14 protein-coding genes are annotated in these 16,699 nt (G+C 41.8%); 12 read left to right on the top strand and 2 right to left on the bottom strand.

From position 1 onward, the window contains the following. Positions 1-80 precede the first annotated feature (80 nt). The 5 genes from efeO (at position 81) to cypC (ending at position 6,848) form a co-directional block, all read left to right on the top strand. The gene (gene efeO, locus A8F95_RS11865) at positions 81-950 is read left to right on the top strand and encodes an iron uptake system protein EfeO (RefSeq protein WP_065410692.1); all 870 of its coding nucleotides are present in this window, start codon (positions 81-83) and stop codon (positions 948-950) included. A 6-nt stretch (positions 951-956) separates the two neighbouring features. Further along, complete coding sequence (efeB, locus tag A8F95_RS11860; protein ID WP_065410691.1) at positions 957-2,228, top strand: iron uptake transporter deferrochelatase/peroxidase subunit; 1,272 nt, start codon at positions 957-959, stop codon at positions 2,226-2,228. Positions 2,229-2,240: 12 nt separating this feature from the next. Further along, a complete protein-coding gene (locus A8F95_RS11855) occupies positions 2,241-3,965 on the top strand; it encodes an FTR1 family iron permease (protein WP_065410690.1) in 1,725 nt (574 codons plus the stop codon). Between the two features lie 623 nt (positions 3,966-4,588). After that, positions 4,589-5,395 (top strand): VOC family protein, encoded by an 807-nt coding sequence (locus A8F95_RS11850; protein WP_245671310.1) that lies wholly within the window; start codon positions 4,589-4,591, stop codon positions 5,393-5,395. Between the two features lie 196 nt (positions 5,396-5,591). Further along, entirely contained in the window at positions 5,592-6,848 is a 1,257-nt protein-coding gene (gene cypC, locus A8F95_RS11845) for a CYP152 family fatty-acid peroxygenase CypC (RefSeq protein WP_065410688.1), read from the top strand. A gap of 41 nt (positions 6,849-6,889) precedes the next feature. Here the strand turns inward: cypC and guaC are convergent, their stop codons facing one another. Further along, entirely contained in the window at positions 6,890-7,873 is a 984-nt protein-coding gene (guaC, locus tag A8F95_RS11840) for a GMP reductase (protein ID WP_065410687.1), read from the bottom strand. Between the two features lie 198 nt (positions 7,874-8,071). Here guaC and A8F95_RS11835 point away from each other — a divergent pair, with 198 nt between their 5' ends. Further along, positions 8,072-8,353, top strand: coding sequence for a YrhK family protein (locus A8F95_RS11835; RefSeq protein ID WP_065410686.1), 282 nt, complete (start codon positions 8,072-8,074; stop codon positions 8,351-8,353). A 79-nt stretch (positions 8,354-8,432) separates the two neighbouring features. Here the strand turns inward: A8F95_RS11835 and A8F95_RS11830 are convergent, their stop codons facing one another. Next, positions 8,433-9,596: an acyl-CoA dehydrogenase family protein gene (locus A8F95_RS11830; RefSeq protein ID WP_065410685.1), complete on the bottom strand. Its 1,164-nt coding sequence runs from the start codon at positions 9,594-9,596 to the stop codon at positions 8,433-8,435. 194 nt (positions 9,597-9,790) lie between these two features. Between A8F95_RS11830 and A8F95_RS11825 the strand changes: the two genes are divergently transcribed. From A8F95_RS11825 to A8F95_RS11800, 6 genes are all read left to right on the top strand, one after another. Then, positions 9,791-10,543, top strand: coding sequence for an amino acid ABC transporter ATP-binding protein (locus A8F95_RS11825; protein WP_049660845.1), 753 nt, complete (start codon positions 9,791-9,793; stop codon positions 10,541-10,543). Between the two features lie 17 nt (positions 10,544-10,560). After that, positions 10,561-11,409, top strand: coding sequence for a transporter substrate-binding domain-containing protein (locus A8F95_RS11820; RefSeq protein ID WP_065410684.1), 849 nt, complete (start codon positions 10,561-10,563; stop codon positions 11,407-11,409). 88 nt (positions 11,410-11,497) lie between these two features. Beyond that, positions 11,498-12,196, top strand: a complete 699-nt coding sequence (locus A8F95_RS11815; protein ID WP_065410683.1) for an amino acid ABC transporter permease — start codon at positions 11,498-11,500, stop codon at positions 12,194-12,196. A gap of 27 nt (positions 12,197-12,223) precedes the next feature. Then, positions 12,224-12,952, top strand: coding sequence for an amino acid ABC transporter permease (locus tag A8F95_RS11810; protein ID WP_065410682.1), 729 nt, complete (start codon positions 12,224-12,226; stop codon positions 12,950-12,952). A 197-nt stretch (positions 12,953-13,149) separates the two neighbouring features. After that, positions 13,150-16,107 (top strand): formate dehydrogenase subunit alpha, encoded by a 2,958-nt coding sequence (gene fdhF / locus A8F95_RS11805; protein ID WP_065410681.1) that lies wholly within the window; start codon positions 13,150-13,152, stop codon positions 16,105-16,107. Next, positions 16,100-16,654: a helical membrane plugin domain-containing protein gene (locus A8F95_RS11800; protein ID WP_065410680.1), complete on the top strand. Its 555-nt coding sequence runs from the start codon at positions 16,100-16,102 to the stop codon at positions 16,652-16,654. Before fdhF ends, A8F95_RS11800 begins: the two co-directional genes overlap by 8 nt. Positions 16,655-16,699 lie beyond the last annotated feature (45 nt).

The raw sequence follows: 16,699 nt of genomic DNA, 5'->3' as shown, positions 1-16,699 counted from the left end.
ACATTGACAATGTAATTGACAATGATTATCATTAATAATCATTAGTAGAATATAAAATTAAGAGGTTAGGGGTTTCAATAATGAATCAAGTGATCCGAAATGTAGGGTTTTTGTTATTATCAAGTAGTCTTTTAGTTGGATGCGGAAATACTGCATCAAAGGATACAGACAGTAAAGAAACAGCGCCAAGCTCAGAGACAGAGCAGGCAAACAAATTAGATAAAGAGGCTAAAGCATACAAGGAATTCGCTTCAGAACAGCTCGATCAGTTTGTCATTGAGACAGAAGCATTTGTAGGGGCAGTGAAAGCAGGAGATGTCGAAAAGGCAAAAGAGCTTTATGCACCTGCCCGGATGTATTTTGAACGTTCTGAACCAATTGCAGAGAGCTTTGGAGACCTTGATCCGCGTATTGATGCTCGTTTAGCAGACGTCAAAGAAGAAGGACAAGGAGAGGAAGAGTGGTCTGGCTATCATAAAATTGAAAAAGGCCTGTGGGTTGATGGTACGACAAAAGGATATGAGGCAGTTGCTGATCAACTCTTGAAAGATGTAAAAGAACTGCGGGCTAAAGTTGAAACAGTCGAAGTAACGCCAGATTTAATGATTACAGGGGCAGTTGATTTATTAAACGAAGTCTCTACATCAAAGATTACAGGGGAAGAGGAAATTTATTCCCATACAGACTTGTACGACTTTAAAGCAAACGTTGAAGGCGCAGAGAAAATTTTCGAGATTTTCAAGCCGACATTACAAGAGAAAGATGCTGAGCTTGCTAAAACATTAGAAGAAAACTTTGGAACATTAAATGAATTACTAGCTAAGTACGAGGATGGAAAAGGCGGTTATGTGTCTTACGAAACATTAACGAAAGAAGATACGAAAGCATTATCAGAAGCTGTCGATCATTTAGGGGAACCTTTAAGCCAAATGGCAATCGTTGTGGAGTGAGAATAAATGAGCAATCAAGAGGAAAAGTCCATCTTGCAAAAAGAAGTTTCTCGGCGTGATGTATTAAAGTTCGCAGGAATTGGAGGAGCCGGGGTCATTCTCGGTGCTTCCGGCTTAACCGGTGCGTTAACAGCTTTCGGAGCGAACCCGTTTATCGATGATGATCAAACAGCAGTGAATAAAGTTAAATTTTACGGTAAGCATCAATCAGGAATTTTAACGAAGAACCCTGAGCACGTGTACTTTGTTGCGTTAAATTGTATAGCGAAATCTAAAAAAGAGTTAAAAGAACTGTTTCAACTGTGGACAAATTACAGTGCTCAATTAATGAATGGTCAATTAGTCGAGCCTTACACAGCAAATAAGCTGCTTCCTACAGCGGATACAGGCGAGGCCGAAGGGCTAGATGCTTCCCATTTGACACTAACATTTGGAGTGGGACCAAGTTTATTTGAGAAAAAAGAGCTTGGATTACAGCATATGAAGCCGAAAGAGCTGGCTGATCTACCTCATTTTCCAAAAGATCAATTAGATCCTAATTATGTCGGTGGCGATATTTGTATTCAAGCCTGTGCGGATGATCCACAAGTTGCTTTCCATGCAGTGCGTAATTTAGTGCGTGCAGCAAGAGGAAAGGTAACGATGAGCTGGTCGCAGACGGGCTTTAATTCTTATGAAGTAAAAAATAAGAAAAAGCTAACACCGCGCAACTTATTTGCTTTTAAAGATGGCACAGGAAATCCAAATGTAGATAATGAGAAAGAAATGAATGAGGTTGTTTGGGTACAACCCGGCGAATCTAAAAGCTGGCTAACAGGCGGTACGTATTTGGTAGCAAGACGAATTCAAATGCATTTGGAAACATGGGACCGTACAGCATTATCGGCACAAGAGGCAACGTTTGGCCGGCACCGTGACACTGGTGCCCCGCTTGGAAAAAAGGGCGAATTCGACGACGTTGGGCTTGACCGAAAAGAAAATGACCAGCCAGTGATACCTGTTAATTCCCATCTCCATTTGGCAAGACAAGTGAAGGATCGTATATTGCGGCGTTCATTTTCTTACTCAGACGGCATTAATCCGACTACTGGAGCGTTCGATGCAGGATTGCTATTTATCTCGTTCCAAAAGCACCCGAAACAATTCATTAATATCCAAAATAGCTTCGGGCGAGTGGATAAATTAAATGAATATATCACGCATCGTGGCAGTGCGTTATTCGCCTGCTTTCCAGGTGTGAAAAAAGGCAGCTACCTTGGAGCGGAGTTGTTTGGGTAAGGAGAGGATTAGATGAAAAAGCTTATCATTCTCTTTGGCTTACTGTTGTATGTGTTATCTCCTATACAACCCGTACAGGCTGAGGAAGACTATGGTAATTTATTCATTTCAGTTGGCGACGCGATGATGAAGACAAAAGCGGACGACTGGAAAGCGGTAGAAACACTAGTTGCTCAACTAAATGAAGATTGGGAGCAAGTGGATCAAGCGAAGAGTAAAGAAGCAAAGAAAGTAGATAAAACACTTTTAGAAGTAAATAAAGCATTAGACAAGCAGGAGAAAGAGCCGATGCTTACGGCTCTCTCTAATCTGTCACATGCACTTGTTAGTTTTGAGAAAGAGCAGAATCCAGTTGATGAAGAAGAGCAGCGACTTCAAGTCAAGTCGGCCTTTACACCCGTTTTAGCTGATTTAAAAACAGCCATTGAAAACAAAGACGCGAAATCAGCTTATACTCAATATCAAAAGTTTTTAACGACGTGGAACCGGAACGAAAGCATCGTGCGGGAACAAAGCATTGGGTACTATGGAAAAATCGAGACGCAAATGGGCTTTCTTCGCATTGCACTATTACAAGAAGAGAAAGATTTTGATCAAATTCAGGGCATCTATAACGAGCTAGCTGGCGCTGTGAACGGTTTTGTTTCTGGTAAGGAAATAAAAGCAAGCAACGACCATTACTCTTTGCAAACATTAATTGATTTGTTAGGAAAAGCGAACGAATCGGTTGATAACAATCAGCCTAAAAAAGCAGTTCCTTTCTTGCAAGAATTTTTAACTGTTTGGCCGTCTGTTGAGGGAGACGTACGGACACGAAATGGCGGTTTGTATACGAAACTAGAGAGTGACATTCCTGTTATTGCAGGAAAACTTTCTTCAGGCACTGACGTAAAAGAGCAGCAAGAGAAGATAAATGAATATAGGCAATCCATTGAGTTGCTGCAAGCAAAAAAGAGTTATACGATGTGGGATGCAGCTCTAATTATGCTTCGTGAAGGCTTAGAAGCGCTGTTGATCGTAGCGGCCTTAATTGCCTTCTTGCGAAAAGCAAACGCCTCCCAGCATCAAAAATGGATTTGGTTCGGTGCTCTAGCGGGAATTCTGATGAGTATCGTGGCAGCGATCTTTATTAACATGGCCTTTTCAGCGGCAACGGCAGGAGCGAATCGTGAAGCGATTGAGGGTGTAACGGGAATCATAGCCGTTGTGATGATGATTGGCGTAGGTGTCTGGCTGCATCAGAAATCGAACATGAAATCCTGGAACCGTTACATTCAAAAACAAATGGGAACGGCTCTTTCAACCGGCAGTATCGTTTCTATGGCGTTTGTCAGCTTTTTATCGATTTTTAGAGAAGGAGCAGAAACGATTATTTTCTATATGGGAATGGCTCCGTCGATTAGTACAGGCAAATTGATTGCTGGTATTGTCCTATCCCTTGTTATTTTAACGGTATTTGCCTTTTTATTTATCCGATACAGTGCAAAAATTTCTGTCGGTCCTTTCTTTAAAATTGCGACCATTTTAATTTATTTCTTAGCGTTTAAAATACTCGGTGTGAGTATTCATGCGTTGCAGTTGACGGACCACATTAGTACAACACAAATTCACAGCTTGCCAATTATTAGCTGGATCGGCTTTTATCCGACCTGGGAAACTATGATTCCTCAAGCCGTGCTTTTAGTTATTATTTTATTAACAGCCATGTGGATTAGAAACAAAGAGAATAAGCAGTAATGAAAACCGCAAAGCCCTTTTATCGGGCTTTGCGGTTTTCATTGTTTTACTAGTATATCCATCAATTATTTGTAAAAAAAGCTAGAGGATTTTGACTAGACATAAGCTAGTTCTTATTGTCTAATATAGAGTATGAAGAGATTAAAATAATGGAAAAACATTCCGTTGTTTAGATAGAGAAAATAAAGGGTAGAAGTAGGGGATGGGGAGAAAATAATGCTGCTGAGGGTTAAAGGGATAACAGGGAAAGTGGGAGATCATGGATGACGAGGAACTATAAAATAAAACGTTGGACATCGTATTGTCCGTGCGTCGGGCGGTTTGTCAATCAAGAATTATCGTACACTGGTCAGGTCTCAGAGAAAAAGGATGTTATTGCAACATGCACAGGCATTGAAGACCAATGCTCTTCTTGTTTGCTTCTGATAGGTTCTCAAATTTATAAATAAAATATTTTAAGATAGAACGAATCGACCGATCGCCCAAGTTAAATGGAGCGATTTTTTTGTGTATAAGTACAAAATAAACTAATAGATCTCTTTTATAGGAATAAGCCTGTTTGCTCGTTATAATAAAAGAAAGCTCCTATATGGATAAGAAAGGGAGGAATTTGATTGGATTTTATGTTTGATCATGTCGTTCATTTTGTGGAAGACCCGGAAAAAGCCATAGCCTTTTTAAAAGAAAAAGGGATTGCTGCGGTTGAAGGTGGTGTCCATGAAAATCGGGGAACCTATAATGCAGTCAGTTATTTTGATTTAAGTTACATTGAACTGTTAAGTACATATGACAAAGAGTTAGTAAAGCAGACACAGCATCCTAGACATAGCTTTCTAGAAACCGTCGCAAAAGAGCAATTCACTGAAGGATTTTCACGTGTGGCGATTAGAACGACTGATATAGAAGGAGCAGCGCGTCACTTTCGTGAGAAGGGGTTAATGGTCAACGGTCCTGAATCTTTTAGCCGCAAGCGACCGGACGGCAGTTTAGTTGAGTGGCAGCTTCTTTATATAGGGCAGCTAAATGGCGAGCTGGAACTCCCTTTTATTATTCAATGGAAAGAGAAGGATGAGGAGAGAAGGCAGGAATTAACCGAGAGCAAGGTTATTCAGCCTCATCCTTCGAAAACTGTCTTTTCCCATGTCACATTTGCGGTGCGTGATTTAGAGAAAACCGTTCGCCAATGGTCTGAGTGGTTTGGTCTGGAGGTTGGAGAGAAGTTTTTCGATGAAACGCTTCAGGCACAATGCCAATCTCTAGAGCTGAAAGGCGGCCGGTTTGTTTTTAGCAGCCCGGTGGGGGATGGAATCGTTGCAAGCGTTCTTCGGCAAAGAGGAGAAAGGCCGTTTCAAGTGAGTCTTTCTAGTCCAGTAAACAGCAGCTCATTTGAACTATTTGGCGGGATGTATGAGATCAAAAAAGCTCATTAAGAACGCTTTATATGCTTACAAAGGGTACTGAGAGTTAAGCTCTCAGTACTTTTTTGATTCTAAGGGAGAACCGTTTTAGTAGAAGGCTATCAGGGTAACATAAGGCTTAAGCAGTTTTTTAGCAGGATTGTTGTCGTGAATCAAGATTTTCTTTTTATTAAAAAATACATACAACATTTTTAAGGAGCTGATCTTTGTGACATCCGGCCGTTCAATCCCTAAGGAGAAAGGGCTCGACCATACACTTGCCTTATTAAAAGAAGGATATAACTTTATACCGGAAAGACGCAGCGAGCTGCAGTCAGATATTTTTCAAACACGCATTCTCGGGCAGAAGGCAATTTGTATAGCTGGTGAAGAAGCAGCGTCTGTTTTTTATGATGAGAACCTATTTACCCGTAAAGGAGCAGCGCCAAAGAGGGTACAAAAAACATTGTTTGGAGAAAACGCTATCCAAACGTTAGATGGAGAAGAGCATAAGCAGCGTAAGCGGATGTTTCTATCTATGATGACACCAGGCCGCCTAGATGAACTTGCGAAAATTACCAGGGAGCAATGGCGGGCGAAGATCCCTGAGTGGGAACAGAGAGACGAAATAGTCTTATTTCATGAAGCAGAGGAAATCATGTGTCGGATTGCTTGTCAATGGGCGGGCGTACCCATTACAGAAGTGGAAGTAAAACAACGGGCGATTGATTTTGGAACGATGATCGATACGTTCGCTTCTGTTGGAGAAAGATACCGTGAAGGAAAGAAGGCGCGGTCCCGATCGGAAGAATGGATTGAAAAAATCATTAAGCAGATCCGTGCGAAAAAGTTGCACCCTTTGGAAAATACAGCTGCTTACATTATTGCCTGGCATCGGGATTTAAAGGGGAAGCTGCTCGATGATCGAATGGCGGCGATTGAATTGATCAACATATTAAGACCCATTGTCGCGATCGGTCGTTTTGTCACTTTTGGAGCGCTCGCTTTGCGTGATTATCCGGAAGAACGAGAAAAAGTAAAAGATGATCAAGGTGGCTACAGCCAGCTGTTTGTTCAGGAAGTTCGTCGTTTTTATCCGTTCGGGCCTTTTACAGGAGCGAGAGTGAGAGAGGATTTTACATGGAGAGATTACGAGTTTAAAAAAGGAACCTTAGTGCTGCTTGATATTTATGGCACAAATCACCATCCGGACCTTTGGGAACATCCTGAAGAGTTTAGACCGGAACGATTTAAAGATTGGAAAGAGAGCCCATTTTCCTTTATTCCCCAAGGCGGGGGAGACCATTATATGGGACATCGCTGTGCAGGCGAGTGGGTGACGGTTTTAGTCATGAAGGAGAGTCTAGAGTTTTTGACGAAGGAAATTACTTATGATGTGCCCACTCAGGATCTAACGTATGAGATGGGGAGAATTCCAGCTCTCCCCAACAGTCGATTTATCATTAAAAATATTCAACAGTCCTAACTAAAAAGGATCCCTTTCTTGGAAAGGGATCCTTTTTATGATTAATAAACTTTGTCACCATTAAAGATAGAATTTTTCACGACTACATAATCGACGTTACGGATGGCATCTAATTTCGTTCCTCCTGCGTAGGAGATAGAAGATTGAAGGTCTTGCTCCATCTCAGTCAACGTATCTTGTAAAGGCCCTTTATATTCTACGAACATTTTTTTGCCTTCTACATTTTTCTTTTCACCTTTTTGGAATTCTGACGCTGAACCAAAGTACTCTTTATAAATTTTGCCGTCTTTCTCAAAAAGCTCTCCCGGAGATTCTTCGTGGCCGGCAAACAATGAACCAACCATCACCATAGATGCACCAAATCGAATTGATTTAGCAATGTCGCCGTGGGTGCGAATTCCGCCATCAGCAATAATCGGCTTGCTTGCAGCCTTTGCACACCAGCGCAATGCTGCCAATTGCCAACCGCCTGTTCCAAATCCAGTTTTAATTTTCGTGATGCATACTTTTCCTGGCCCAATGCCTACTTTTGTTGCATCTGCTCCAGCATTCTCCAGCTCTCTTACAGCTTCCGGAGTGCCAACATTTCCTGCAATGACAAAACTATTAGGCAAGTGCTTTTTAATGTGCTGGATCATGTTTATCACAGCATTTGAATGGCCGTGAGCAATATCTATTGTAATATATTCTGGAGAAAGCTGCTCTTCTGCCAATTGTTGAACAAAGCTGTACTCTTCTTCTTTAACACCCACACTAATGGAGGCGAATAGGCCGCGTGCATGCATGTCTTTAATAAAATCTGTACGCTCTTCAGGCTTGAAGCGATGCATAATATAAAAGTAACCGTTTTCGGCTAAGTAAATAGCAATCTTTTCATCTATAATTGTCTGCATATTAGCCGGCACAACAGGCAGTCTAAATGTACGTCCTCCTAGAGTGACAGTTGTATCGCATTCTGAACGGCTGTTTACTACACATTTTGCGGGAATCAATTGTATATCTTCGTAATCAAATACATTTTCCATGGTCAACACTCCTAAAAACGAATATTAGTGTTTTTGGACGCAAAAAATGTTCGCCCAATGGGTAATTTACATTATTTTTGATCAGATGTCAAAGCTTTTTACATCGAAGATATATAAATACGGTGGAATGAAAGGAAATGGAACGTTTAAAGAAGGAAGCAAAGGGAAGAGAAAATGGGTGAAAGGCAGGGGAAACATATGCCGAAAGTAAAGAAGCAAAAAAAATTTGTGGAATTGAAGATTGGAAAATACGGCCTGTTTTTTAATAAGCACTATCATTTTATTTCTATAGTGAATGAGATCATGCTCGGTATTTGGTTCCTAGCAGGCAGTATTCTCTTTCTCTGGGAAACAACAAAATTAGCAGGTACCATTTTATTTATCATCGGCAGTGCACAATTACTCATTCGGCCGATTCTCAAGATGATCCACGCAATCACTTTAAAGAAGGATCAATCATTGTCCAGAGAAAAGGCATAATAGATTATTTTCTATGTATCATTATGAAAAAACAAGGCAGCCTGTCTGATAAGATGCAAGCTGCCTGAAAAAGCTTTGCTTATTTTTTCTCTGCTTCCTTAATAGCTGTTTGTGCCAGTTTAGAGATCGTCATATCGTCCATCGGCGGGTTATGAAGCCCAGCTCTGACATCACGATAATAACGTTGAAGAGGATTAGACATTTGTAAACTTTTAGCTCCGACTAGCCTCATAGCCAAATCAACGATTTTAATAGCTGAATTGGTGACAATATGTTTTGCGGCCGCTAATTCATTTGTGATGTATGGCCGGCGTTCAACATCATCATAAGCTTCGGCTACACTGTAAAGGAAATGACGGGCTTTCATTAATTCCAAGTCAATACGGCCAATTAAACTTTGTACGTTTGGCAGTTGGCTAATAGACCCGCTAATGCTATTAGGGGAATGTTCCACAGCAAACTTTACGGCATAGTCACGAGCTGATTGAGCAATACCTAAATAGCAGGATGGAATATGTAAAATCCACCCATTCACTTTATCGCCTCTTGGTCCATGATTTAATTCTACAAAATCTTCTTCGGCTACTTCCACATGGTCAAGTACGAGATCATGACTTTCTGTTCCTCTCATAGCGATTACGTCCCAAGTCTCCTCGATGGATAACCCTTTAGAATCTCTATCAATTAAGAAAAAGCCAATCCCTTGTTTTTCTTCTACCCATGCTGAAACGAGAAAATGAGTTAAGACAGGTGACATCGTCGTAAAGTTCTTTCGTCCGGAAATCACCCATTTATCTCCTTTTTTCACAGCGCAGGTTCCAGGACGGCCGCCGCGGGTTGGACTGCCCGTTTGAGCCTCACTGACAGCTCTGTTCACTAAAGCGCCATTTAGGACTTCTTTTGCAAAAGACTGCAGCTTCTCTTCCTTCCAGAGCTTTTTCTCATACAGCTCACCGACGACCCCCTGATGCCAGCCGATTGCTAACCCTGTTACATCGTCCATGCTAGCGATCGTTTCTTGGAAAAGAACCATGTCGGATACCGTAATGCCGCTACCGCCATATTCGGTCGGTAAAGTCAGCCTCGTGTAACCCATCTCAATCAGCTTCTTAATATTCTCTTTTGGAAAAGATGAGTCTTTGTCATTTTTCTCTGAGTCTTTCTTGAAATCTTCTTCATGTTTGGCCAGTTTTTCCAGCCATTCTTTTTGCATACTTGTTTTAATAAATAAATCTTTGGACACCTTCTACACTTCCTTAATAAAATCAGTTAGCTTCAGTTACTTTCCATTCAATCCATAGTTGTTCTATTAGTCAAGTACTTAAATACCAAATGCTTCTATAATTTCTATTATAGAGTTAAAAAACCCACTTTACAACTAGGAATTATTATGTTAATGTTTGGGTATATTTATTGGCCGATAGAGAGGGAGCTAGATTGATTGAATTAACGAACATTACAAAGAGTTTTAAAAAGAATGAGGTTTTAAAAGGGATTGATCTGCAAGTGAAAAAAGGGGAAGTACTCGTGATCGTTGGTCCCAGTGGATCAGGAAAAACGACACTGCTCCGCTGTATCAATTATTTGGAAAGACCCGATGAAGGAACGATTTCTGTTGAAGGATTTTCAATTGAAGGAAAAAATGCTTCACGAAAAGACATTTTGGCGCTAAGACGCAAGACGGCCATGGTTTTTCAGCACTATAATTTATTCAAAAATAAAACTGTTCTGGAAAATGTAATGGAGGGCTTAATTGTTGCTCAAAAAATGAAAGCAGCAGAAGCTCGTGCTCTTAGTGTAGACCTGCTTCAAAAAGTAGGCTTGAGCGAGAAAATCAACGATTATCCTGCCCAGCTTTCTGGAGGTCAACAGCAGCGTGTTGGCATTGCCCGGGCGCTTGCCTTAAATCCTTCCGTTATCTTGTTTGATGAACCAACATCTGCCCTTGACCCGGAGATGGTCGGTGAAGTGCTGGCTATTATGAAAAAGATTGCCAGAGAGGGAATGACGATGGTAGTTGTCACTCATGAAATTGATTTTGCCAGAGAAGTAGCTGATCGTGTTGTCTTTATGGCTGACGGGGTCATTGTAGAACAAGGCACACCTGATGAGGTATTAGCTCATCCAAAGCATGAGCGGACAAAACAATTTTTAAAAAGGCTTGTTAGAGAGCCTGAATATGAAATTTAATAGGGGGATACATAGCAATGAAACGCATTTGGCTTACTGTTTTTCTAACAATGGTTTCTATTTTCTTGATTGCGGGCTGCTCTAACAGCGAAGACGCAAAAACAAAAGATGGGAAACAAATTATTAAAGTAGCATTAAGTGATGAAGTGAATCCGCCGTTTTTATATACGGATGATCAAAATAATCCAATCGGCTATGATATGGACTATTTAGCAGAGGTTGAGAAAAAGCTTCCGGAATATAAATTTGAATACACATTCGGCGAGGAAGAATCTAATTTAGTCGGTGTTGACACAGGAAAATTTGATTTCGCCATTAACTGGTTTTTCAAAAACCCAGAAAGAGAGCAGAAATTTTTGTATCCACAGAATGAGTATGGCTACTCTCTTACAACACTCATTACAAAGAAAGATAGAAATGACATTAAGACATTAGATGACATGGTTGGCAAAAAGCTGGCTCCGATGTCTCCAAGCGGGGGCTTGCGTTCTATCTTAAATGGTTACAATAAAAGCCATCCGGATCGCCAAATTACAATCGAAAGTATGGACCATCCTTCAAACGCGGATAACTTAAAGCGTGTGGCAGCTGGAAAAGCTGATGCTGTGTTTTTGAACAAAACAACGTTCGATGCTGTGCAGAAAGATCTTAATTTAGACTTAAAAGTTGCAGGCGTCATCTCAAAAGAGCCAATTTATGTCGTGTTTGATTCAGAACATAAAGAGCTGGCTGAGAAAATGGATAAAGTGACAACAGAATTGATCGAAGATGGTACCCTTCCGAAGCTGGCTGAAAAATGGTTTGGCATCGATATTTTCCAAGATCTTGAGTACATTAACGAAAAAGGATTCGAGTATAAGAAATAATGATGGCTAGGTTGGGTGATCTGCACTTAACCTAGCAAACTTTGACTTTAGGTTTTATTTTAACTGATCTGTTTAGGTGGAGAGAAGGATGAGTACAAGCTTGCAAGAGTGGATCGATTTGTTTACTAAAGTATTGGATAAGCTTCCTTTAACTTTATTTATGATGGGAGCTTCCTTGTTTTTTGCTTTAATTTTAGGTGTTTTAATCGCTATTATTCGGATACAAAAGCAGCCGATTCTCTATCAAACGGCTACTTTTTACTTGTCATTTACCCGGTGTACACCCCTTTTAGTTCAGTTATTTCTTGTTTATTTTGGGCTTCCGCAATTGTTATTAGTCTTTAGTATTGATATCAATAGCTGGGATCGTCTCATCTTCGCGATTATCGCCTTTTCCCTTCACACTGCCGCCTACTTATCAGAAGTCATTCGTTCTGCTTATCTAGCTGTTGGCGAGGCGCAATTAGAGGCAGCCTACAGTGTGGGCATGAGTTATCCACAGGCATTAAGAAGGATCATCCTGCCTCAGGCATTTGTCATTGCCTTGCCAAACCTAGGCAATAACATTATTGAATTGTTAAAGGATACATCCCTTGCTTTTACAATTGGCATTATCGATATCATGGGGCAGGTACGGATCATTTTGGGGAATAATCACGGAATGGGCATGTTCGAGGTGTACATTGTGATTTCCCTTGTATACTGGGGAGCTTGTATGGTGATTGAAGCGGTGGTCAGCTACGCCGAAAAAGTGTTTAAAAAAGGACACGTTGGTTTATCCAAGTAATAATTTTGCTAAGGAAAGTGATGATTTGTGGCTATTATCGACTTTAAATTTGCGTTAGAACAAGTGCCCGCAGTCTTAAAAGGGGTGCCATGGACATTAACAATAGCCATTATTGCCATGATAGTTGGTCTGCTGTTCGGTTTGCTGATTGCTTTGGTCAGGATCTATAAAGTCCCTTTGCTGAATCAGCTGTCGATCCTCTACATCTCCTTTATCCGGGGAACCCCGTTAATTGTCCAGTTGTATGTTTTTTTCTATGGTGTTCCAGTATTGTTTGATTACTTAAATCCCCGCTTTGGCTGGGAGTTAAATGCAGATAATATTTCCCCGCTTATTTATGCGTTGATTGCTTACTCAATCAATACGGCAGCTTATCAAGCAGAAATTTTCCGGGGAGCGATTAACGCGACAAGCGCCGGGCAAATGGAAGCGGCTTATTCAGTAGGAATGACGACAGCACAAGGCTTATACAGAATCATTCTGCCGCAGGCTTTTCTAATTGCTTTGCCGAATTTAGGAAATTTATTTATCAATTTAATTAAGGCGACGTCTTTGGCTTTTGCAGTGAAAGTAATGGAGATTCTAGCCATTTCGAGAATTATTGCGAACGACGGCTATCGTTTCTTAGAAATGTATCTTGTGGCTTCTATTATCTATTGGGCTCTTTGTTTAGCTTGTGAAATTATCTTTGCCAAACTAGAGGGAAAAATGAGCAGATTTGAAGGCAGAGCAGATTTAAAAGCTTCCGCTTCATAGATTCATCTAAATGAGACAGCAACTGACAGGCTTTTTCAAGAAGCCCATCGGTTGCTGTTTTTTTTGTTTATGCCTGACAAAAAAGGGTAGTTTTAAAAAAAGCATAGGCAAAAGACAGAATATTCGTTCGGATCATTTGTTTTCTCATGATAGACCTGTTCTTTAGCCATGTCAGTAAAAAAGAGGGGGTTTTTGCTGTGTCAAAGCAGGTAAATATTACGCTTAATGGCCAGAACATGAGCATGCCAGGAGACATCACTGTTATGCAGGCGCTCAAGGAACAATCGATTGATATACCGGCTGTTTGTTATCATCCTTCACTAGGGCCGATTGAAACGTGTGATACGTGTATCGTACAAGTAAATGGAGAATTTGTGCGGTCGTGCTCGACTTTTATCCATAACGGGGATGTCATTAATACCGCTTCCGAAGAGGTAAAAAAGGCACAAGACATTGCGATGGACCGTATTTTATATAACCACGAATTATATTGCACAGTATGTGATTATAATAATGGCCGCTGCGAAGTACATAACACCGTAAAACAAATGAAAATTGAGCATCAGAGCGAGCCATTTACACCAAAGCCGTATGAAGAAGATAATTCACACCCTTTTTACCGGTATGATCCAGATCAGTGTATCTTATGTGGGCGATGTGTAGAAGCATGCCAAGATGTCCAAGTAACAGAAACATTATCTATTGACTGGAGTCTCAAACGTCCACGTGTCATTTGGGATCACGGTGTCAGCATCAATGAGTCATCCTGTGTATCATGTGGACACTGTTCCACTGTGTGTCCTTGTAACGCCATGATGGAAAAAGGAATGGTGGGAGAGGCGGGCTATTTAACAGGCTTATCGAAGGATACGCTGCGTCCGATGATTGAACTGACGAAAAATGTAGAAACAAGCTATAGCTGGATTATGCCTGTTTCGGACATGGAATCTGCCATGAGAGAAGCGCGTGTAAAGAAAACAAAAACCGTTTGTACGTACTGCGGAGTCGGCTGCAGTTTCGATGTCTGGACGAAAGGCCGTAAAATATTAAAAGTAGAACCACAAGTAGAAGCGCCGGCTAATGGCATTTCCACATGTGTAAAGGGCAAATTCGGCTGGGATTTTGTGAACAGTAAAGAACGCCTTACGAAGCCGCTTATTCGGGAAGGGGACACGTTCCGTGAAGCCGATTGGGAGGAAGCGCTTAATTTAATTAAGAAAAAGTTTACTGAAGCGAAAGAAACATACGGACCGGATTCTCTTGCTTTTATCACCTCATCTAAATGTACAAATGAAGAGTCTTATTTAATGCAAAAGCTCGGGCGCGGGGTTATCGGCACAAATAACATTGATAATTGCTCACGTTACTGTCAAACGCCAGCAACGATGGGACTTTTCCGCACAGTTGGCTACGGCGGGGACTCAGGGTCCATTAAGGATATCGAGAGAGCCGGCCTTGTTCTCATCGTTGGATCAAACACGTCTGAATCGCATCCAGTGCTCGCGACGAGAGTCAAACGGTCTCATAAGTTAAAAGGCCAAAAATTAATCGTAGCCGACTTGCGTGAGCACGAAATGGCTGAGCGTTCGGATTTATTCATTCAGCCAAAAGCCGGGACGGACCTCGTTTGGCTTTCAGCTGTTACGAAATATATCATTGATAAGGGCTGGGCAGACAAAGAGTTTATCAGAAAACGTGTCAATGGTTTTAAAGAGTATGTGGAAAGTCTCAAACCGTACACCATGGAATATGCCGAAAAGATCACCGGTGTGCCGAAAAGGCAGATTATCGAAATTGCGAAAGCGGTTCATGAAGCTTCTTCTACCTGTATCTTGTGGGCAATGGGGGTCACTCAGCATCTTGGCGGAAGTGATACGAGTACAGCCATCTCAAATTTATTGCTTGTAACGGGCAACTACGGAAAGCCAGGAGCAGGGAGCTATCCTTTACGCGGCCATAATAACGTGCAAGGAGCGAGTGACTTCGGCAGCATGCCCGATAGATTCCCAGGCTATGAAAAGGTAGAGGACGATGACGTGCGTGCCAAATATGAAAAAGGCTGGGGCGTAAAGCTGTCGGCAAAGCCAGGCTTGAACAATCATGAAATGGTGGAAGGGATTCATAACGGAAACGTAAAGGTCATGTATATAAAAGGTGAGGAAATGGCGATGGTGGATTCTAATATTAACCACGTTCATGAAGCGTTTGAGAAGTTAGATTTCTTCGTCGTTCAAGATATTTTCCTCTCTAAGACAGCGCAATTTGCAGATGTAGTACTCCCGGCGGCCCCTTCTTTTGAAAAAGAAGGCACCTTTACAAATACAGAACGCCGTATTCAGCGGTTGTACCAAATCTTCGAGCCGCTTGGTGAATCAAAGCCGGATTGGCAGATTATTATGGAAATTGCGAATCACCTCGGCGCTGGTTGGGAGTACGAGCACCCAAGCGAAATTATGGCAGAAGCCGCAAGCTTGATGCCGCTTTACGCGGGAGTGACGTACGAACGATTGGAAGGATACAATACACTGCAATGGCCAGTAGCTCCTGATGGAACAGATACGCCGCTTCTTTTTGAAGAAGAGTTCCCATTCCCGGATGGAAAGGCGAGATTGTTCCCTGTGCAATGGACGAAGCCGATGGAATATGAAGAAGAATATGATATTCAAGTGAATAATGGCCGTCTCCTTGAGCATTTCCATGAAGGAAACCTAACGTATAAATCAAAAGGGATTACGTCCAAAACGCCAAGCGTCTTTTTGGAAGTATCACCAGAGCTGGCTAAAGAACGAGGACTTGAGGATGGAACAGTCGTCCGCCTCACATCACCATATGGAAGTGTGAAGGTCCCTTGTCATATCACCGACCGGGTGAAAGGAAAAGAGGTATACCTTCCAATGAATGACTCAGGAGAAGGAGCCATTAACTACTTAACGAGCAGCCGTGCCGATAAGGATACAGACACGCCAGCATATAAAGAAGTGAAAGCGAAAATGGAGATCATACAACAAACAGGTGAAGACCCACTTCCGCGTATTAACCACAGACGAGGCAATCCGAACCCGCAGATTGGTGTACAAGTAGAGAAGAAGTGGGCACGTCCCGATTATATATTCCCTGGTGATCTTGTAAAGAAAGGGGCGTTAAAGCGTGGCTAAAGCAATTACTCAAGTTCGGCGAATGGAACTAAGTGAAGAAGAGCAGCGGCAGCGGGATTTACAAGAAATCGAAGCGATGTTGATCGAACATAAAGAATCCCTTCAAGCCCTTATGAATGTGTTGGACAAAGTGTATAAAAGCGGCGGCATGGATTTAGCGGTTGGCCTATTCGACCAAGGCGACCGAGTGCTTGATGTGCTTGTCAAAGCAGTAGACAACCCAGGGGCCGCGAAAACATTGAAAAATGGCCTGCTTTTAGTAGGAACACTCGGCCAGTTGGACGTCGAAAAACTTGGACCTGTCATCGAAAGAATGAATAGCGGCCTTGATCAGGTTGCGCAATGGAGTGAAGGGGACCGCTCCCTCGCTCAGATTCTTGGAAAGACAAATTGGAAAGAAACGCTGCTATTCTTGCTCTCTTTTTTAAAAGGAGTCGCGGAAACAGAGAAAAAGCAGCAAAAAAAAGGCAAAACAGGCTGGATTGCGACTGCTGGTCTGTCTATAGCGGGATTTATGTTTATGAAGAAAAAAGGATGGCTGGATTAAAGGAAGGCAAACTGGCGCTTCGCTTGTCGAAGTGGCCGGTTTGCC

Source organism: Pseudobacillus wudalianchiensis (assembly GCF_001685015.1).
Taxonomy (GTDB): Bacteria; Bacillota; Bacilli; order Bacillales; family Domibacillaceae; genus Pseudobacillus; species Pseudobacillus wudalianchiensis.
The sequence above is the reverse complement of the archived record's forward strand: the minus strand, read 5'-3'. Positions and strand labels throughout refer to the sequence as shown.

Bases quoted from the DNA above. Each gene is read 5' to 3' on its own strand.
- efeB (WP_065410691.1), top strand. From the start codon at position 957: ATGAGCAATCAAGAGGAAAAGTCCATCTTGCAAAAAGAAGTTTCTCGG.
- A8F95_RS11835 (WP_065410686.1), top strand. From the start codon at position 8,072: ATGCCGAAAGTAAAGAAGCAAAAAAAATTTGTGGAATTGAAGATTGGA.
- A8F95_RS11850 (WP_245671310.1), top strand. From the start codon at position 4,589: ATGTTTGATCATGTCGTTCATTTTGTGGAAGACCCGGAAAAAGCCATA.
- A8F95_RS11820 (WP_065410684.1), top strand. From the start codon at position 10,561: ATGAAACGCATTTGGCTTACTGTTTTTCTAACAATGGTTTCTATTTTC.
- guaC (WP_065410687.1), bottom strand. From the start codon at position 7,873: ATGGAAAATGTATTTGATTACGAAGATATACAATTGATTCCCGCAAAA.
- A8F95_RS11815 (WP_065410683.1), top strand. From the start codon at position 11,498: ATGAGTACAAGCTTGCAAGAGTGGATCGATTTGTTTACTAAAGTATTG.
- A8F95_RS11855 (WP_065410690.1), top strand. From the start codon at position 2,241: ATGAAAAAGCTTATCATTCTCTTTGGCTTACTGTTGTATGTGTTATCT.
- efeO (WP_065410692.1), top strand. From the start codon at position 81: ATGAATCAAGTGATCCGAAATGTAGGGTTTTTGTTATTATCAAGTAGT.